Below are 18,801 nucleotides of genomic sequence, written 5' to 3'. Positions count from 1 at the left end.
ATTGATTATTACGACTGATGCGTCTTCATTGTTATAAATTGTAAATATATATTTATTGAAATTAATGAGAAAGTGTGTATAATTCTAACCATACGTTAATAACGAAATGTTATCTAGGGTTCCGCGATGATGTATCGGCTGGTCCGAGAGATAACTCACAGCCGTAAGGCTGTGTCACGGAGGGATAAAAGCCTGGGAGATAAACTGTCTGAATGACAGTTTGTTTCCCAGGCTTTTTCATATTTTAGCTGCATTTGAAAAATAATACATGCAGTGTAATTTTAAAAAGGAGTGTGATACACATGAACAAAACGTGGTTGTCTGTTATTATCGCCGCAGTGTTCGAAGTAGGTTGGGTTATTGGTCTAAAGCATGCGAGTGGGATCCTCGAATGGGGGGCTACCGTGATTGCCATCATCGTAAGTTTTACCTTGATGATCAGAGCTTCCCGCTTCCTGCCAGTAGGTACGGTATACGCCGTATTCGTTGGATTGGGCACCGCAGGTACAGTGCTGGCTGAAATTATACTGTTCGGCTCTCCTGTGCAACTGGAGAAGATGGCGCTGATTGTATTGCTGCTGCTAGGTGTCATTGGACTTAAAATGCTGAGTAAAGAAAAGAAGGAGGCAGCGTAAATCATGGATTGGTTTTATCTTATATTAGCGGGTCTCTTCGAAATGTTCGGTGTTCTTATGATTAACAAGCTGAACAAAGATCGGAATGTCGTCTCATTTCTACTGCTGGTCGCTGGATTTGGACTGAGCTTCTTGTTCTTATCTCTTGCTATGAAAACTCTGCCGATGGGAACAGCATATGCGGTATGGACAGGAATAGGGGCATCGGGTGGAGCCATTTTGGGTATGATTTTTTACGGTGAGCCAAGGAATATTTTAAGAATTGTGTTCATTGCCATGGTACTGGGATCAGCAGTTGGATTAAAGCTAGTCAGCTGACCCGATTTCAGATATTGATCTAGAAGCGGCCCGTTCTTGGGTCGCTTAATTTTTGTATCTATTAGGGCTTGAAGGGCTAGAAACCGAATCAACATATAATTATTTCAACATATGAAAAATTCAAAACAATAAAATCTAATATATTTATAACATTTGCACGTTACCACACTGACAACGAATCTACGTCCATTAATTGAAAAAGGGATTGCACAAGGTCTAGATAAAATGCAACTGTAATTTTGCATCGAAGTACGTAAGTTTACATAATATTTACTATGTGTCTACTCACGAAGCTGCAATAATGTACTATAGGCTCAGTAATCCAAGATGTATGATATGAGGACCACATATGGAGAGAGGTTCTTATGAATATGACATCTTTTCTGATCTATTGCATCATCGCGACATTTACTCCGGGACCTACCAATATCGTCATTATGTCGACGGTACAGCAATACGGAACCAAAAGAGCAATCCAATATACGTATGGAGCGACGATAGGTTTTGCCTTATTACTGCTCTTATCTGCTATATTAAATTCAGTGCTGACAACAATACTGCCTAAAATATTGATTGTCATGCAAATCATTGGAAGCTTGTATATGGTGTATCTTGCTTATCTGATCTGTATGAAGAAGTCATCTGACGCAGGTCCCAGGCAACTGGCTACGTTTTGGTCCGGCTTACTTATGCAATTTCTCAATCCTAAGGTAGTGCTGTTCACACTGACAGTTATACCGACTTTTATCATGCCCTATAATAACTCGGCAGCGGTAATGATGTTTGGTATTATGGTTATTACACTCGTCGGATTTGCGGCATTTATGACATGGGTTATATTCGGAACTTTGTTTAAAGCATTTCTGCAGAAACATCAGAGGCTCGTTAACTTGATCATGGGGATCTGCCTCATGTATGCAGCATTCATGATATGGATATAAGCAAGTGAGGAGGTATGACGAATGGAACAGTTTATATATAAAAAATCAGCAGGCATTACAGTGTTATCAGCGAATATGACCGAGTTTAAATATAAAAAACATGCACATGAGGAGTATGCCATTGGTGTTACGTTGCGAGGTATACAGCATTATACTTTGGATGGAGGCTTACAATTATCTTATCCGAACGGGGTCATGATATTTAATCCGGAACAGGCTCATGACGGGATGGCTCATGACGGGATGGCTCATGATCATTCGGGACTGGAATATGTGATGCTCTATGTGGAGCCCCAATTATTTTTGGAGGCCGCTCATCAAAAAGATGTTGTACAGTTCTCACAGCCTATTGTGTATGATCGCATGCTAAAGCAGCAAATATTAAGCCTGTCTTATCACGTGTTAAATGAGAAGGATGAGGCACTGTGTATTGAATTGTTTCTCTCCCTTACAGATCGTCTATTTCAAGTCGATTCTATCGCTATCGCTGATGCCAAACAAGACAACAGGTTCATCTCCATTGCAAAGGATATGCTTCGTGCCAATCTAGATCAGGTTCTCATGCTGGATGATATATGCAGGGAACTGGAGTGCTCCAAATTTCAGTTTATTCGGATGTTCAAAGCCCATACTGGCATTTCACCGTATCAATATTTTCTGAACTGTAAAGTAGAACGTGCGAAGCAGATCATTGAAGCGAGCAGAGATATTTATCTCGCCGTAGCTGCCTGCGGATTCGTTGATCTCACCCATTTGAACAGGCATTTCAAAAGTGTGTATGGCTTAACCGCATATGAATATATGACTCATATACATAGGTGATGGCCCAATAACTATAGCTTAGCTTGAAAGCTGTGCATTAATGAACATGATCTATATGCGGTATATTCCTAGCCTTTTCTCTATCTCAATTGAAATTGCAGCAGGCACTTCTCGCAGCTTAATATCCTTACCTAAGAAGAGCAGCCAATCTGTTATCTCAGTGAGCTCTTCCGGATGATGAGTATTTACGAACATCTTAAGCAAGGCCGTGGTTTGATATGGATTCGTGTAGGATATGGAGACATGGAGCGGATGATATTTTTTATACTGCGTAATTGCCTTAGGACCAAGCTCAACAACAAGATTATTGACTTCCTCCTGCTTATTTAATTTTCCAAGGATTTTTTTCTTACTTTCTCTTCTCTTCACAGGGTAGGTGACCACGTCGAGCAGATGATCGACAGGGATGATCTGCCTTTTTTCTTCTTCTAAATTAAACCCTTCGATTAGCCACACACTTTTCTCACGGTACAAATGCAAGAGATAAATAGGGTAGGATCTTATTTCCGTCGCTTCCTTAACGGTAACCAGCAAATAACAATCGGCCAGCAATATTTGAATCAGCTTCTCTAATACAGGATGCGGCAGATCTGACAGATCAAGCAGGTCAGGATTGTGCGGATTCGTACCTTCAAATCGTAGTATTTGATTCAGAACAACAAGATCCTCCTGCAGGTTCTGAGAGAGGAGTCCGAGTAATTTTTCAGTTAAAGAGTGGCGGCTCTTTAGATAAGGAAGCTGTTGGTTTCTTGTAGCCATAAATGCAATAAATAGAGCTTTGATCTCATTATCAGTAAAGCGAACCGTAGGAAGCACGGAGTTATTCATTACAAAATAACCCCCGTCTCTTCCAACCTCCGCCACAAGCGGCATGCCCATGGCTTCAATCTCTCTAATGTCCCGAATCGCGGTTGAACGAGAAATATTAAATTCTCGCATGATTTCCGAAATCGTAAATTGGGCTCGGTTGTTGATATATCGCATGATGATGTTTATTCTTTCTACTTTTTTCATCCGGCACCTCTAAACAGTATCATTTTTTGACATGATTAAAGTTTATTATAAACCCATCAAGTGAAAACTCAAATTATAACAAAAAAAGAAGAGGAAGGTGCTTAACATGAGCAACTATGTAATCGAGGAAAAAGAAAGCTTTATCGTATTGGGAATTGGCACTGAGCTAAAGAGTGACTATACGGATTATGCTGGTATTCATAAAGAGAAGACAGAATTCTGGAGCACGATTGAGCAGGATGGCAGATTTGAACGTTTAAAATCAGTGGCCGAGAATGAGTATGTATTCGCTGTGAACGAAGCCGTAAATAACAAAATGATGTACTATGCAGGCGTAATGACAGAGGCAACGCTGCCAGAACAGACCCGAATCATCCAATTTCCTGAAGGTGAATATCTGGTTGTCAGAGGAGAAGCGAACACACCCGGAGAACTCAGCAGCATGCTCACAGGCATTGCCTTCGGTCAAGTATTGCCGGAAGTGAACGAAGTTGCTTATGTCGGAGGCCCTAATGCTACGGTTGAAATGGGAGAACGAGATGGCCATGTTTATGGAGAGATGTGGATTCCTGTCGTTAGAAAATAGATAAAGTGAGGTAGAATAAATGTCCTATATTGTAGACTATACCCGTGTGTCCAAAGCTGGCTTGGAGTCTTCAACCGCAGCTGAAGCGCTTGCCGGGCTGCGCGCCAATGAAGCTCGATATTTTATGAACAAGTATAAGCACGTGTTTACGGTGATCCCTGCCAGCGAGAGCCAAGAAACACTGGATTATGTGAACCGTATATTGCGTGAAGAACGTGACATTCGCTTTGCAGCTAAGCCTTTGGAAACCTCGCGATTCCAGGTGGAAAATATGAAGTTTGCTTATGTATTTTACGACAACGGTCTTTCGGTCAATGTAATGTATGCAGTCGATGATCCCAAGAAGCGTGCGGTTGGATTCAAGCTGTCGGAAGGAATTGAAGTGCCAGAGGAGCTGGAAGGGAAGTTCAAGTTCGCGAGGCAAAAATCGAAACTAGCCGGCACGATTCGCGGATCATTCTTTGTCATCAAGGGACAATATGAGATAGAGAATATGTAAGGTACAACATAAGCTCAGCTCAGCTCAAAGTCTGCTTGCTTGCAGGCAATTGGGTCTGGGCTGTTTCTTTTTATTTTGGATTTGATAGGTGTTTAATGATTTTACAATAAGTGTAGTTTAATAAAACATTCTACATACAAATCATCGTTATGATGAATTCATAGCACTTACATACAAGTTGCATACAAAATTAAACTTAAGAGGTGTATGATCATGTCGATGATATTAGAGCATTATCCGAATAACCGTGTACTTCCGTTTGAAGGGGTATTGAACTTCCGTGATATGGGTGGATATGAGAGCATGGACGGCAGGAAGGTGAAATATGGTCTGTTTTTCAGATCGGCGGAGCTTACCGGAATGACTGCTAAGGATGTAGAGCTGTTTACATCACTTGGTATCAAGACGATTTTTGATTATCGAACAGATAAGGAAGCAGAGCAGAAGCCCGATCCCTTGTTTCCAGGAGTATCTAATCTGCGGTTTACGGTATTGGAACAAGAGGTTCCTGTAGATGATAAAGAAACGTATCATGCAAGCTATCTAAAGAGTATGACACCGGAAGCTCTGGAAGCGATGTATATACAGATGGCAATCAAGAATGAATCCTACCGAAATCTGATGACGACGATCATGAACACAGACAATCTGGGTATTCTTCATCACTGCGCAGGTGGACGTGACAGAACCGGTGTGGGCGGAGCACTCATCCTGCTGGCACTAGGTGTCCCTGAAGAAACGATTATCGAGGACTACCTGATCTCTAATACCACGCTTATTCCTATGAATAATAAGATGAGAGAACAGCTTGCCTTCGTCCTATCGCCAGAAGAAGTCGATGAAGTCATTGCCAATCTTGAGCTTCGCCGGGAATTTATGGAGGCTGTATTTGTAACGATCAAGAATAGCTATGGCACCATTGAGGCATTCCTGGAACAAGAATTTGGTATGACAGCAGAGCTGCGAGCACAGCTGCAAGATTTCTGCCTAGAGTAAACGATTAGAACCATTCGTAGAAAAAGATTCGTAAAACAGCTCAATTCCAGTTCACTGCGGTTCAAGCAGTTAAACGGATTTGAGCTGTTTCTCATTTTTTATATGGGGTCCATTCAATAGCTAGTACCCTTATCCTCAGCATCATCATGTAATCTGCGCAGTCGGTAAGCATTCATAGCGAATTCACGCAGCTCCTCAAGGATCGTATAGTTCGCCCATGCCCCTGCAATAGCACCGATTCCAGGCACCATCTGCAGCATTTTTCGAAAATCAATCGCATCTCGGTATTCCTTCTGAAAGGACTCCCAGTCCATGTTCTTGGAATAGTCAGCGTCAGAGACCCATTGTTCCTTCTCGATATGCCAATGCTTGATGGAATCGAGCAGATTGGCACGGTTCTCAGCACCCGAATAAGTCATCTGAAATACCTTGAGAATAAATATTCTCTCGGAGAACTGCTTGGTGTCATAACCGTACACATGCGCGGTTTCGAACAAATACTTCATTTTGATGCCGATAAGAGCTGGAAAATCCATCATACTGAACATGATTCCGCCTGCACCGGTTCCAGCACCTTCAGCTACCGCGATTTTTTGGTAGAGCGTAAACAGCTCCTTGGCTTCCTCATCTGCAGTCTCTAGATCCAAACCATGCTGAACCGAGCGTCTCGGAGTATATTCTGCACCAAATAATGCTGTACGAACAATGGATTTGATGGTAGTCGTTATAACGGTGTGCACCTTCGGGGGGATGATGTGGTTAATTCGAGTGCCGATCGTTTTCGATGTTTTTTCGAGCCATCCCGGTGGTTTAAAGAGCTGGCGTTCCCAATCTTCCACTTCTTTCTGAAGTTTAAGCTCATAATTCATTCATGATCGCTCCTCTAAAAGTCTTGCCTATATTTTAATGGATAATCCGCTGCAGCGTAAACAGACCATAGCAGGTTCGTATGCTCGACTTAAGTCCAGTATCGTACGGCATAGCTCCTACTAATACTTGTCTTGACCATAATTGTTGCTCCCATGCGTTTATCCGGTTATAATTTTGTTACATTATTTGAATTGGGGGTTATACCGTGGCAATGTTGGCAGCAGTGCTGGATTGCTCGTTCGCTAGAACGCCTTACGCAAAGCCTGAATGGGGCGAGCTTTGTGTAGGGCGCAATCATAATCGTAGCTAGACCGCCCTTGTTATCGATATGCCTTGCCCGCATTCGGCTTTGCACCTTATTCATTTACTACTTTATAATAAGGGGCTCAAGACGATGCAAACACCATTTATTCAGAATCATCAATATAATGAAATTAAGAAACAAGCAAACTTCCTGTTGAAAACGTTACGTACGATTGCCGATCGGAAGGTGCTGGATACGGTCAGAAGTACGACAGTGAGCAACGCAATTGCGGCTTTTAACGAATTGAACGTTGAAGAGCGTCATCTTTTGGAGCAATTGTCTAACCACGAGGTGCCACATGAGCTGCAGAATTATTTGGATAGCCTGGAAGCCTATATTGTGCCATTTCCACATGTGACACAGAAACAGATACAGAAGTTGTTCCCCAAAGTGAAGAAGCTCAAAGTACCGGATCTGGAAATGATCGATTACAACCATATCACGTACTTGAGATGGATTGATATCGCTACGAACCGCTTGTTTATCGTGTATCCTTATAAAGGGCAATTAGTCGGTCTCGAAGGTTCAATCACACCGATAAACAAGAAGGGGTACTGTGTGTTCTGTAACAGGCAGCATGAGCTTGGATTCTTCAATGTCAAGACAAAAAAAGGCGGATCGCAAGACAATTTCTCATCGATAGGCCAGTACGTTTGTATGGATGGGGAAGCATGTAACCATAACATTACAGATCCTTCTGTCTTAGAAAGATTTATTCATTCCACAGGAAAGTAAAGATTAGAAGCTGTTACAAGAATTTATTAAAAAAGGTGGGGCAGACTACCAAATTAGTAGCTGCTCCACCTTTTTTACAATAGTATATTCGTTTGAGCTAAGTTACATTGTTATTCTTTAATCGATTGACCTCCATCGATAATCAGTTCTTCACCTGTGATGAATCTTGATTCATCTGAAGCTAAGAAGAGAGCTGCATGAGCAACATCGATGGGATTCCCCAAGTATCCTAATGGAATCTGGGACAGAAGGTGGTTCTTCACCTCTTCATTAGATGTAAATTGAGTAATCATCGCTGTTTCGATAAAGCCTGGATGGACCGAATTGACACGGATATGACTTGGTCCGAGATCTCTTGCAGCACCTTTTGTTAAAGTACGCGTCGCACCTTTGGAAGCCCCATATGCACCAATACCACCCAGTCCATTTATGCCGGCAAGGGAAGATATATTTACAATGGAGCCTTGTCCGAGCTTCTGCATTTCTGGAACAACGTGTTTAATGCCCCAAAGGTTTCCGAGCGCATTTACATTCATCACTTTATTCCATTCTTCAATCGTAATATCCTGAAGCTCTAAAGATTTACCCGTAATACCGGCATTATTGATGAGTATATTAACCTTGCCAAATTTTTGAATTGCAGCTTGGACCACATGAATCCAGTCGCTTTCTTCCGCAACATTATGTTTAACCGCGATGGCGGCATCACCATATTCACGGTTAATCTCGTCGACTACCTTCTGCAGTAATTCTTCCTGCATATCCGTAGCAACCACTTTTGCTCCTTCTTGGGCAAATAATCGTGCTTCCACAGCGCCTTGACCACTTGCTGCGCCTGTTATAATGGCGACCTTGTTAGATAATCTTCCCACTATAATCATTCTCCTAACTTTGATAATATTATGTGTTGACTATTATAGTTATTCTTACAATTATCTTGCAGTCCATCCACCATCGGCTTTAATAACATCTCCGTTTACAAAGCTAGAATCATCCGAACCAAGGAATAGGGCTACACGTGCAATCTCAATGGGGTCAGCCAGTTTACCAGAACCTGCATCAGCAAGTGCAGCGGAGCCCAGCGGATGTGGAGCAGTAATTGTGGATTGAATATTTGTTTTTACACCGCCTGGTGCAATGCAGTTCGCTCGGATATTACCACCTTCACGGCCGTAAGTGGCTGCAATATTCTTTGTTAATCCGACCAGACCATGCTTGGAAGCGATATAAGCTGCTCCACCTCTTGTCCCAAACAAGCCGCCGACAGATGCGTTATTGACGATAACTCCACCGTTTGGCTGATCCTTCATAATGTTAATGGCTGCGCGGCATGCCATAAATGGACCCTTCAGGTTAATATCAAGAAGTCGATCCCACAGCTCGTCGGATACATCACCAACAGGCGTGAAGTTGTCCATAATTCCGGCATTGTTAACGAGAATGTCCAAAGAACCGAATGCTGAAGTCGCTGCGTTGATCATTTTCTCAACATCTTCTTTCTTAGCCACGTTTACCACTTCACCTAATGCTTCCCCGCCGTTTGCTTTAATCTCGGCAACTACTGCATTTACACTGTCTTGGTTAATATCAGCAACAATAACTTTAGCGCCTTCTTGTGCATATAAACTTGCTATTGCTTTTCCCATACCAGAACCGGCACCTGTGACGATGGCTACTTTGTCTTGAAGTTTCATTTATATTACTCTCCTTATTAAATCGTATATGTTCAAATTTTGGACACAACCTATTTTACTGCTGAGATAACGCTTTCTTCAATTGACAACAAACCTGCATTTGTTCGAAGTTAGACATTTGTTTATAATTTGTTCAGAATAATAATCAAAATGTACATAACAAGGAGAATTAATTGTGAAAGACAATAATGGCGTAATCCGGACCAAAAAGGCGCTCAAGCTTGCGTTAATATCCTTACTCAACGAGAAGCAGCTTAGAGAGATCACCATTAAGGAGATTGTATTGACTGCTGGTTATACGAGAGGGACTTTCTATGCGCATTATCAATACAAAGAAGATCTGTTAGATGAGATCATAATGGATACGATCAATGGCTTTGTAGTCGCATTTAAAGAGCCTTATGAAGGGAAGAGAGAGCAGTATGACATACGCTTCTTGACCTACTCAACAGTTAAGATTTTTAATTATGTGAGCGAAAATACAGAAGCCTTTAGTTTGTTTTATAAGAAAGAGAATATGGGTTTCCAAGAGAAATTAATGGATGCCATATCGATTATTTATAATGAAGAATTCGATTTCCTATTTCCCGGCGTACCTGACCATATCAATCGTGAGATTGTAATTAATCAGAATGCATTTACGCTATTAGGGCTGTTATCCTATTGGATAAAGTCAAATTATAAGTATTCCGCACAATACATGACAGAGCAGACACTTGAAATAGCTAGGCTGAATCATATTAATAAATAGATAGAAATGAAGGGAAATACACCGAGTGAATATTGTTGAAGAGATGATTACCAAGGGTGCAAGTATTCGATATGAACTTGGAGTGGAGTCTTTAAAGGATGAGGAATATCGTACAGAGTGTCTTCATCGTGCACATACGATATTGTGTTCGATTTTTAACCCGGAGGATGATGTGACCTTCATACATCGCACATTCCATGATGTAAAGGACAAGCCAACAGATAAGATTCGCTTAAAGCGATTCTTCAGAACGCAAATAAAACAGCTGCGGTCTTACACCACGTCTCACTGGTATGAAGAACCAGATGATCAAATGTATATACGACAATGGGCTGTGGATGTCAAAATGAAAGATATCCGTATTGCCTATGTCATTGAATGTATCTACAACTCAGATTTTGCGCGAAAACCAACTTCCGATGGTCAAATCTATCTTTATAATAAGAGAAACGGCATACTGTTTCATATGTATGGTGATCGTGGATGTGATGTTTGCAGTTTGGATCAAAATGTCTTGTTACCGCTCTATCACCTGCATCGAAAATGGATCTTGGATTACGACCGATACGACATCGATCAGCTTTTTAATGAAGGGCTAACGGGTATTACTGAGACAAAGGAAGAGAGAGAGCTTCGACAGAAACTGAATGACGAGAAAGTAGCTGACTCCAAAATGGATCTTACTATAGATAACACTTCAAATGTATCTCATCATTTTGAGATTCCTACGGCTCATGCAACTAAGTTTGCAGAAGAAGTTTCTTTAACTGGTTTTACAGTTCGTCAGATTTCTGAAGAGAATAAAAGGACTAAGTTTGAAGTAAGCAAAGTTGAAATGATCACTCTTATTGACTATCAAACCCATCTTATGAGCATGTATGGTAAGAAATATGGAGCCTATACTGGCTGGAGCTATCAACAAATGAAAAGATAGAACGAAGGGGTGAAGGGCCTTGAATCCACGTGCTAATGCGCTTGGTATTGTAATTCGGAATACACAGATCCTTGTTGAGGAGCAATGGGGTAAGCATTCCCAAGGAACAGGTACTTACTATCGTCCCATTGGTGGAACCACTGAATTCGGCGAATATTCTCAAGATACCGTTGTAAGAGAGTTCCTTGAAGAAATCGGTGCAGAGATCAAAGTGAAGCAGTATTTAAAATGCATAGAGAATATCTTCTCAATTGATGAGAATATCGGACATGAGATTACACAAGTATACGCCGTTCAATTTGTTGATCCGGATCTGTATGAGGTGGAGCAATTTCAAGTAACTGAGCAAGATAAGATAACTATCGCAAAGTGGATATCCATATCGGAATTTATAAATGGAGAAAGGTTCCTATATCCTAACGGTTTAACCGAGTTGCTGACATTGATTAACTTAGAGAGTGGTGAGTAAAATGAATAAAGCAGCTAAGATCTTGACTTCATTGCTAATATTAAGTGTTCTTATGGCTTGTAACAAGGATGACCCATCCGACCCCATTAAGGTGCCGTCTGATCGTTATTCGGATAGCGAGGGGCGAGGGGTTAAAACGATCTTTCCGAATTCGGAGTATGCCAATATCATTACGGTAGACACAGTGAACCCAGAGGGCACCATTAGAGCACGAAGCAGTACTGCATTAGGAGAACTAGTCGTCATAGCAAGTGGACAGGAAGAGGAAGGACATCTAAATACACCGAGTACGGCAGGTGTAGAAGGAGATTACACTTTTCAGGGGAATTACAAGCTGATCAACAAAATTAATGGGAAAGACCAAGTGGTAACTGAACTAAAAGAACTGTCTTTTATTCAGACATCCAAAGAATCTATTAGCTTTGAAAAAGTGAACTTTGAAGAGGCGGATGTTTATTTCCTGACCCCTCAGTATACAGGCGGTCACGGTTTATCTGCTTATGCATTTGTGGTTAATAAGGATAATGGAGAGGCTGCACCTCTTAAGTTTGTTAATCATGGAGCAACAACCGATACTTTAAACTACGCCATGGAACATTTTCCATTCAATAAGAATGGATATTTAATCGTCACTCCAGGAACGTCGGCTGGTACATCCGAAGCTAAGGCGGAGACAGTTCAATATAGATTGGATGTGGTCAACCAGTATTTTATTGCAGACTAGAATAGGGTTGTTGGAAGGATATGACTTGTCATAAATGTAAGCGTTATATTATTCTGGTTTAGAGCGGTTATGAATAGGTGAAACCGAGTTCATGTAGATGATTTTTTTGTGAGAGGGGATTGTTATAATATGATTTATCGCGAATTAGGAAATACCGGCATGAAGATCAGTGAAGTAAGCTTTGGAACATGGGCAATTGGAGGCTCATGGGGAAAGACAAGTGATACGGAAGCGTTAAGATCTCTGGAATATGCAATGGAACAAGGGGTGAATTTCTTCGATACAGCTGATGTATACGGAGATGGTCACAGCGAACAGTTATTAGCTAAGGCAACTAAGGGCAAAGAGGATCAAATATATATTGCGACCAAATTCTGCCGCCAAGGAGATATTGCAGATCCAGCGAATTACAGCTACGAGCAAGTATCTGCGTATTGTGAAGATAGTCTGCGCAGGCTAGACAGAGAGGCGATCGACTTATTTCAAATTCACTGCCCGGCAACAGAAATCCTGAAGGATGGACATGTATTTGAAGTGCTCGATCGTCTCAAGGAACAAGGGAAGATCCGGCACTATGGCGTAAGTGTGGAATCGGTAGAAGAAGGGCTCATATGCTTGAAGTATCCTAACATGAAGAGTCTGCAAATTATATTTAACATGTTCCGGCAGAAGCCATTAGAACAACTGATTCCTGAAGCTTATCAGAACGGCGTCGGACTTCTCGTCAGGCTGCCTCTCGCCAGTGGACTGCTGACAGGTAAGTTTACTGCAGACTATACGTTTGAAGCGGATGATCACCGCCGATTCAATGAGAACGGAGAAGCCTTTAATGTAGGGGAGACCTTTGCCGGACTTGGATTCAAGAAAGGGGTGGAGCTTGCAGATCAGTTACGGTGGATTGGAGAAGGCCGTCCATCTATGGCTAGTGCTGCGCTGCGCTGGATTCTGGATCATAAGGAGATCACTTCTATTATCCCTGGATTTAAAAATGTCCAGCAGGTGAAGGATAATCTCACGGCACGGGAGACCCAGTCATTTTCAGAAGAAGAGCATCAAAAAATACAGCAGTTTTACCAGGAGAACGTCGTTGATTACATTCGAGGACCATACTAATAAATGAAGTGCCTCATAAGTATGCTATCCGATTGGATATAAAGGAATGGTTCAATGAACAGTAAGGCTTCAAATCCTGCCAATGCCGAAATCGTTGGAAGTAAGATTCTTATTATCGGCATTGTCGCGAGTGGCAAGACTACCTTGGCCCAAAACTTAGCCAAGCAACTCGGTATACCTTGGTATGAGCTCGACTCTATTGTCCATCACCTGACTCCTGCAGGCAGATCTAAACGCACGGCAGCAGAACAAATGGAAGTGATCCGGGAAATTGACGCGAAAGGAACATGGATATTTGAAGGAACCGACCGGGATTCTTATCAAAGTCTATATGCGATCGCGGACAAGATTATATTCCTGGATCCTCCCCTATGGAAGCGAAAAATTCGGATCATGACGCGATTTGTTAAACAAAAGCTTGGGATCGAACGATGTCACTACAAGCCGGATTTGTCGATGCTTAGAAGGATGTACATATGGACGAGCGAATTCGAGCAGAACCGGGAGCATTTTGAGTCTAAGCTCCAGCGATACGATGAGAAAGTGATCCGGTTGAGAGATACGAAGGACATCCTCCTCCTGCGCTAGCCTTCTTAAATTGGCCTCATGTGTGATACAATCAGGTCATTGTTGTTGAAATCATTAGAGGAGATGAACTTAAGTGCAAATATTGATTGTACTTGGAAGTATACTGATGGTTATAGCCGTAGCTCTGGGCGCATTTGGTGCGCATCTACTTAAGAGTAAATTCGAAGAAGGGAAACAGAAAGTATACGAAACCGGTGTCCAGTATCATTTAATTCATGCGTTAGCGATCATCATAGTGGGAATTCTGGCGGGTCAGTATCCGGAAGCAGGACTGCTCATAACAGCAGGGTGGTTGATGGCGGTTGGAATTCTGTTGTTCTCCGGAAGCTTATACATACTCAGTCTGAAAAAGATCCGAATTCTCGGTCCCATTACACCACTGGGCGGGCTTTCCTTTATCGTCGCCTGGATCCTTGTTGCCATTGGCGTAATGTAGAGAATGAAGAAGTAGTAATAAGATATCATATATCATCAATTAGGAAAGTACCTATTTTATTAGTGTACTTTCCTTTTTTTGTTCGAAGATTCAAGCGCCTAATATTTATGCGCTGATGTTGAATCGACACCGTTATTTTTTAAACCGGCTGCATAAAACGGCCCATTAATGGTAATTGTGGATATAATTTGAGCCATTTGTTCAGGAGTTTCTTCTCCTTCACTATTCAGCCATTGCTGGATCACTCCAATGTGGGCAGAGGCGATGTATGAAGCTAAATAGGGAGCTGGAACAAGTAGATTCTCTTCTTTGATTAGAGGGTGTGAACGGTTTCCGAATATTTTGTTCCACATAAACTGCTTCAGTGTGGTTTGGAAGGTCAGATCTCCTTTTGGACTTAAAACAGCTCTCATAAACCGCTTGTTTCTATGCAAACATTTAAAAATGGAAACAGCGATCGTAAGAGGCAATTGTGGAGTGGTCTTCATTTCGGTAACGATATCCGGGAATTTCTCTTCCGCCAAATGTCCCAATTCATGCATAAGCTCTTCCTGACATTTTCTCATTAAGTCAAACTTATCCTGATAATGAGCATAGAAGGTTCCTCGGTTGATTCTTGCCTTTGTGGTTATATCTTTTACAGTAATGGATTCAAAGCCTTTATCCTCCATTAACTCAATTAATGCTTCTCGAATAGATTCTTTTGTACGAATAACACGCAGATCCATGTTCTGATTACTCAAGTTCCTTCCTCCTACCCAACACTTTGCTATCATGTGTACTTTAAGCGACGCATCTTCTAATTCTGATTATTGGATTCAGATCATTCTCCAGCTATAATAAGCTCCAGATAAACAACATGTTGTTCATTTCAAGCTATATTATACGGAAAGTGAGAGGATTTCAATCCTATGTTCAAGAACAAACTTCTTATCATGGCGCCAGTCATTGCGTTGGTTGTTGTGTTTATTTTTTCACTGACATTATTTCCGACGGTTCAGCCACAAGCCAAAAACTTACCTATTGCCATTGTTAATGAGGACGAAGGAGTGGAGGCTCCAGGTCAACCTCAGATGAATATGGGGCAAACCATCGTTGACAATGTTCAGAAATCGACAAGTACAGAAGAGGATGCTCCAGTTCAATGGATAGAAGTAACGGATGCAGACGCGGTTCAGCAGGGATTAGATCAGCAGCAATATTATGCAGCCTTAGTCATTCCTCAGGACTTTAGTGCCAAACAAGTATCTTTACAGTCACCCGAGCCTTCATCTCCTGAGGTGCAGATTTATATCAATCAAGGAATGCATATGGCGGCATCCTCAGCAGCGAGTCAAATATTGAATGGAATCATTGACAACATGAACGTAAATGTTCGCAATCAAATACTTGAAGGGTTTGAAGCACAAGGTCAGACATTGACACCAGAACAGGCATCACTACTAGCAATGCCAATTGTCAAGAATGTGATCAATGTAAATGAGGTTGGTCAATACAGCGCGAATGGTAATGCTCCCGTATCTCTTTTTCAGCCCTTGTGGATAGGAAGTTTAGCTACGGCTGCCATTATTTTTATGGCTTCTAGCAAAATGCTGCTGCGTACGAAGAAAGAAAGTCTCATGCTAAAAATCGGACAGATCTTAATTGGAGTTGTTGCAGCGCTGGTGATTGGGTTCGGTCTAACTTGGATTGTTGATGGTATGGTTGGATTAAATATTCCAGATTTCTATGATACCGCCATATTTTTATCCATTACTGCCCTAAGTTACTTGTTAATGATATTGGCTGTCATGTCTTTAGTCGGGTTTAAGGGAATTGCCATATTTGCCTTATTACTGTTCTTCGGGGCACCTTTATTGTCACTCGCACCTGAAATGCTGTCTCCGTTCTATCACGATTACATTTACTCCTGGCTGCCGATGCGCTTTATGGTAGAAGGACTTCGACCAATACTATTCTTTGGTCAAGGGCTCAGCTGGAATTCTGATCTATCGGTCCTTGTGTGGATTGGAATCGTAAGCATGCTAGTGATACTTGCTACAGCAGTAAGAGCAGTGAAAGTACAAAAAGATCACGAACATCAAACCGCAGAGGCCGCAAATTGATTTCACAAGAACAGGTGAACCAGGATTCGTACTGGTTCACCTGTTCCACTGTTAAATTGCCCGATTTTATTAAGAAATACCGACTGAAATTCGAATGATGAAGTTGTTATGATCCTTTTCGGTAACATAGTTTAACAGATCCTCCTCATATACCTGTCCCGTTATCCTCCTGTTTTGACTCGTTATAAACTCTTTTAACCTCGAATATGTCGTATTCATGGTTTCATAAGACCCAACATGATCCATAACGGCATATAAGCCTTTCGGTTTAATGATGGTCTTCTCTCCTGGAATCGGCTCCTGGATCTTGTTCGCAACATAATTCGGATAATAGTTCCCTGATATAAATGTCTCTCTCTGCATAATGGTCCAGGCTGAAAATGAATGAATAATATAATGATCTTCACAATATTTACGATGCTCGCTTAATTTTAAGGCGAAGTCTGTATCACTATTTTCCTCTATACTAGTGGCAATATAATATTCTTCCTCACAATACTCTTCAACCGGTATGTTTCTAAGTCCCTTTTTCGCTTTTTCCGTCATATGCAGAGCATCTTCCAACAAATTTTCCATTTGCAGCATCCTTTGGAGCTCGATCTTGAGATCCTTCTGTTTTTGCTGTATAAGATGAACGAACTGATCTGTACTTTGATTGTGCAAGAATGTCTTGATCTCCTTCAGAGAACTCCCTGTCTTCTTTAATACATCAATAATATCAAGGGTATAGCATTGCAGAATGGAGTAATAACGGTACCCGTTCGTATGAACGTATTCAGGCTTCAACAGTCCAATTTCATCATAGTGAAACAAGGTATGCTTGGTGACGCCGCAGATTTTAGCAATCTCACTAGTGGTAAAATATTTATTCTGAATTTTTGACAACGGGGCAACTCCTTTGGATTTACAATTATTCATCTCTAATTATAAAGATCAGCAGGGCACTTGACTATAGGGTTACCCGATAGTTTATGGTTTAGTATAGTGTGATGATTTCACAACTTAGAAGAGAAGGTAGTTAGAGGTGGAGTATGAATTCTTTAATGAAAAACAGAGTATTTCTTATCGTGCTGTCAGCGGATCTGCTACAGCAGATGGGGATATGGATTCGCAATATGGCACTACTTTTTTACATCATGGACCAAACGAACAATAATCCGACCGCGGTTTCACTGCTAACTGCCTTAGAGTACTTACCGATCTTCATTTTCTCCCTGATTGGTGGTACCTTTGCAGATCGCTGGAATCCCAAGAAAACAGTAATATTAGGCGACACGTTAAGTGCTTTATCCATGTTAGCCATCCTATATCTGGTTTCCATCGGGGTATGGCAGGCGGTATTTGCAGCTACCGTTGTCTCGGCGATTGTCAGTCAGTTCTCACAGCCTTCATCTGCCGTATTATTTAAAAAGCACATTCCGAATGAATTGGTGGGTACAGCTGTTGGATTTAATCAGAGTCTTATGGCTATGTTCACCATTTTCGGACCGATGCTTGGAACGTTTGTGTATACGCAGCTGGGAATTACGTCTTCCATTACTGCATTGATTATTATCTTTACAATAGCGGCCATTATTCAACTATTCCTGCCGTCATCGAGCCGAACCGAACGAGTGAGTAAGACCTCACCGCTAAAAGATATCAAAGAAGGTTTTGCGTATGTAATGAGCAACACAAATTTGAAGCTCATTGCAATTATGTTCCTCATATCGGGTCTTGGGTGGGGGATAACGCAGCCGCTGGATGTGTTCGTAACCATGGAGCGCTTGGGACTGCCTAAAGAGAACGTCCAGTGGTTTGCAGCATCGGAAGGTGTGGGCATGCTGGTCGGGGGAGCCATCGCAGCTGTATTAGCAGCGAAAATCAGCCGTCACCGCAGAGTCATTATATCCGTCACAATGGCTATATGGGCTTTCATTACCGTGGTTGAAGTCCTCTCTGTATGGCCGCTGGTTACAGCAAGCGCGAGAATACTCTCCGGTGTGGCGACCGCTTTCTTTCAGGTCACCTTCAGTGCGATGATGATCCAAGAAATCAAGGAAGAGTATATTGGAAGAACGAATGGCATTATGATTCCGCTCATGATGGGAGGTATGCTGCTCGGAAGTGCATCCTCTGGATTTATTGTGAATCATTTAGATCTTATGGGTACCTACTTCCTGGCCGCCGGAATCACCTTATCCTGTGTCATTTTTACACTTCGCTTAAAGACCAATCCGATGAAGGATGATGTTGTGAGTAATGTATGACCCAAAAAAAGCNCGGAC

General features: G+C 41.8%; 23 protein-coding genes and 1 riboswitch. Of the genes, 17 read left to right on the top strand and 6 right to left on the bottom strand.

The genetic code is table 11. The features are described from left to right. Positions 1 to 102: 102 nt before the first annotated feature. Positions 103 to 201, top strand: a riboswitch (guanidine-I (ykkC/yxkD leader). A gap of 101 nt (positions 202 to 302) precedes the next feature. The 4 genes from TCA2_RS03880 (at position 303) to TCA2_RS03865 (ending at position 2,716) form a co-directional block, all read left to right on the top strand. Continuing rightward, positions 303 to 635 carry a multidrug efflux SMR transporter gene (locus TCA2_RS03880; RefSeq protein ID WP_047910280.1) on the top strand — a complete coding sequence of 111 codons (333 nt, stop codon included), beginning with the start codon at positions 303 to 305 and terminating at the stop codon, positions 633 to 635. A gap of 3 nt (positions 636 to 638) precedes the next feature. After that, positions 639 to 953 carry a multidrug efflux SMR transporter gene (locus tag TCA2_RS03875; protein WP_047910279.1) on the top strand — a complete coding sequence of 105 codons (315 nt, stop codon included), beginning with the start codon at positions 639 to 641 and terminating at the stop codon, positions 951 to 953. Positions 954 to 1,318: 365 nt separating this feature from the next. Continuing rightward, the gene (locus tag TCA2_RS03870; protein ID WP_047910278.1) at positions 1,319 to 1,894 is read left to right on the top strand and encodes a LysE family translocator; all 576 of its coding nucleotides are present in this window, start codon (positions 1,319 to 1,321) and stop codon (positions 1,892 to 1,894) included. 21 nt (positions 1,895 to 1,915) lie between these two features. After that, positions 1,916 to 2,716 (top strand): helix-turn-helix domain-containing protein, encoded by an 801-nt coding sequence (locus TCA2_RS03865; protein WP_047910277.1) that lies wholly within the window; start codon positions 1,916 to 1,918, stop codon positions 2,714 to 2,716. 51 nt (positions 2,717 to 2,767) lie between these two features. Here the strand turns inward: TCA2_RS03865 and TCA2_RS03860 are convergent, their stop codons facing one another. Continuing rightward, positions 2,768 to 3,730, bottom strand: a complete 963-nt coding sequence (locus TCA2_RS03860; RefSeq protein WP_047910276.1) for a YafY family protein — start codon at positions 3,728 to 3,730, stop codon at positions 2,768 to 2,770. A gap of 106 nt (positions 3,731 to 3,836) precedes the next feature. Here TCA2_RS03860 and TCA2_RS03855 point away from each other — a divergent pair, with 106 nt between their 5' ends. From TCA2_RS03855 to TCA2_RS03845, 3 genes are all read left to right on the top strand, one after another. Continuing rightward, positions 3,837 to 4,316, top strand: coding sequence for a GyrI-like domain-containing protein (locus tag TCA2_RS03855; RefSeq protein WP_047910275.1), 480 nt, complete (start codon positions 3,837 to 3,839; stop codon positions 4,314 to 4,316). Positions 4,317 to 4,335: 19 nt separating this feature from the next. Next, on the top strand, positions 4,336 to 4,815 hold the full coding sequence (locus tag TCA2_RS03850) for a hypothetical protein (RefSeq protein ID WP_047910274.1): 480 nt from the start codon (positions 4,336 to 4,338) through the stop codon (positions 4,813 to 4,815). 213 nt (positions 4,816 to 5,028) lie between these two features. Then, positions 5,029 to 5,811 (top strand): tyrosine-protein phosphatase, encoded by a 783-nt coding sequence (locus tag TCA2_RS03845; protein ID WP_193745981.1) that lies wholly within the window; start codon positions 5,029 to 5,031, stop codon positions 5,809 to 5,811. A 113-nt stretch (positions 5,812 to 5,924) separates the two neighbouring features. On the opposite strand, the gene TCA2_RS03840 is transcribed toward TCA2_RS03845, so the two are convergent. Next, positions 5,925 to 6,680, bottom strand: coding sequence for an EcsC family protein (locus tag TCA2_RS03840; RefSeq protein WP_047910273.1), 756 nt, complete (start codon positions 6,678 to 6,680; stop codon positions 5,925 to 5,927). Between the two features lie 395 nt (positions 6,681 to 7,075). Here TCA2_RS03840 and TCA2_RS03835 point away from each other — a divergent pair, with 395 nt between their 5' ends. Next, the gene (locus TCA2_RS03835) at positions 7,076 to 7,720 is read left to right on the top strand and encodes a FusB/FusC family EF-G-binding protein (RefSeq protein ID WP_047910272.1); all 645 of its coding nucleotides are present in this window, start codon (positions 7,076 to 7,078) and stop codon (positions 7,718 to 7,720) included. Positions 7,721 to 7,830: 110 nt separating this feature from the next. Here the strand turns inward: TCA2_RS03835 and TCA2_RS03830 are convergent, their stop codons facing one another. Then, complete coding sequence (locus TCA2_RS03830) at positions 7,831 to 8,592, bottom strand: SDR family NAD(P)-dependent oxidoreductase (protein ID WP_047910271.1); 762 nt, start codon at positions 8,590 to 8,592, stop codon at positions 7,831 to 7,833. A 60-nt stretch (positions 8,593 to 8,652) separates the two neighbouring features. After that, the gene (locus tag TCA2_RS03825; RefSeq protein ID WP_047910270.1) at positions 8,653 to 9,414 is read right to left on the bottom strand and encodes a glucose 1-dehydrogenase; all 762 of its coding nucleotides are present in this window, start codon (positions 9,412 to 9,414) and stop codon (positions 8,653 to 8,655) included. Positions 9,415 to 9,589: 175 nt separating this feature from the next. Here TCA2_RS03825 and TCA2_RS03820 point away from each other — a divergent pair, with 175 nt between their 5' ends. The 7 genes from TCA2_RS03820 to TCA2_RS03790 all read left to right on the top strand — a co-directional run bounded on the left by TCA2_RS03820 (position 9,590) and on the right by TCA2_RS03790 (position 14,429). After that, a complete protein-coding gene (locus tag TCA2_RS03820; RefSeq protein ID WP_047910269.1) occupies positions 9,590 to 10,165 on the top strand; it encodes a TetR/AcrR family transcriptional regulator in 576 nt (191 codons plus the stop codon). A gap of 25 nt (positions 10,166 to 10,190) precedes the next feature. Next, the gene (locus TCA2_RS03815) at positions 10,191 to 11,099 is read left to right on the top strand and encodes a DUF3885 domain-containing protein (RefSeq protein ID WP_047910268.1); all 909 of its coding nucleotides are present in this window, start codon (positions 10,191 to 10,193) and stop codon (positions 11,097 to 11,099) included. 19 nt (positions 11,100 to 11,118) lie between these two features. After that, entirely contained in the window at positions 11,119 to 11,568 is a 450-nt protein-coding gene (locus TCA2_RS03810; protein WP_047910267.1) for an NUDIX hydrolase, read from the top strand. A 1-nt stretch (position 11,569) separates the two neighbouring features. Continuing rightward, positions 11,570 to 12,292 (top strand): hypothetical protein, encoded by a 723-nt coding sequence (locus tag TCA2_RS26030; protein ID WP_052511722.1) that lies wholly within the window; start codon positions 11,570 to 11,572, stop codon positions 12,290 to 12,292. A gap of 129 nt (positions 12,293 to 12,421) precedes the next feature. Further along, a complete protein-coding gene (locus TCA2_RS03800; RefSeq protein WP_047910266.1) occupies positions 12,422 to 13,405 on the top strand; it encodes an aldo/keto reductase in 984 nt (327 codons plus the stop codon). Positions 13,406 to 13,459: 54 nt separating this feature from the next. After that, positions 13,460 to 13,993, top strand: a complete 534-nt coding sequence (locus TCA2_RS03795; RefSeq protein ID WP_047910265.1) for a hypothetical protein — start codon at positions 13,460 to 13,462, stop codon at positions 13,991 to 13,993. Positions 13,994 to 14,066: 73 nt separating this feature from the next. Further along, a complete protein-coding gene (locus tag TCA2_RS03790; RefSeq protein ID WP_152557636.1) occupies positions 14,067 to 14,429 on the top strand; it encodes a DUF423 domain-containing protein in 363 nt (120 codons plus the stop codon). Positions 14,430 to 14,527: 98 nt separating this feature from the next. Here TCA2_RS03790 and TCA2_RS03785 read toward each other — a convergent pair whose 3' ends face one another. After that, on the bottom strand, positions 14,528 to 15,157 hold the full coding sequence (locus tag TCA2_RS03785; RefSeq protein ID WP_370510318.1) for a TetR/AcrR family transcriptional regulator: 630 nt from the start codon (positions 15,155 to 15,157) through the stop codon (positions 14,528 to 14,530). Positions 15,158 to 15,340: 183 nt separating this feature from the next. Between TCA2_RS03785 and TCA2_RS03780 the strand changes: the two genes are divergently transcribed. Further along, entirely contained in the window at positions 15,341 to 16,534 is a 1,194-nt protein-coding gene (locus TCA2_RS03780; protein WP_047910263.1) for a YhgE/Pip domain-containing protein, read from the top strand. 69 nt (positions 16,535 to 16,603) lie between these two features. On the opposite strand, the gene TCA2_RS03775 is transcribed toward TCA2_RS03780, so the two are convergent. Beyond that, entirely contained in the window at positions 16,604 to 17,419 is an 816-nt protein-coding gene (locus tag TCA2_RS03775) for a MerR family transcriptional regulator (protein ID WP_047910262.1), read from the bottom strand. A 158-nt stretch (positions 17,420 to 17,577) separates the two neighbouring features. Between TCA2_RS03775 and TCA2_RS03770 the strand changes: the two genes are divergently transcribed. Further along, entirely contained in the window at positions 17,578 to 18,783 is a 1,206-nt protein-coding gene (locus TCA2_RS03770; RefSeq protein ID WP_338000031.1) for an MFS transporter, read from the top strand. Positions 18,784 to 18,801 lie beyond the last annotated feature (18 nt).

The organism is Paenibacillus sp. TCA20 (assembly GCF_000732325.1).
In the GTDB taxonomy this organism is placed as follows: domain Bacteria; phylum Bacillota; class Bacilli; order Paenibacillales; family Paenibacillaceae; genus Paenibacillus; species Paenibacillus urinalis.
This window is presented reverse-complemented; position numbering and strand designations above follow the sequence as displayed.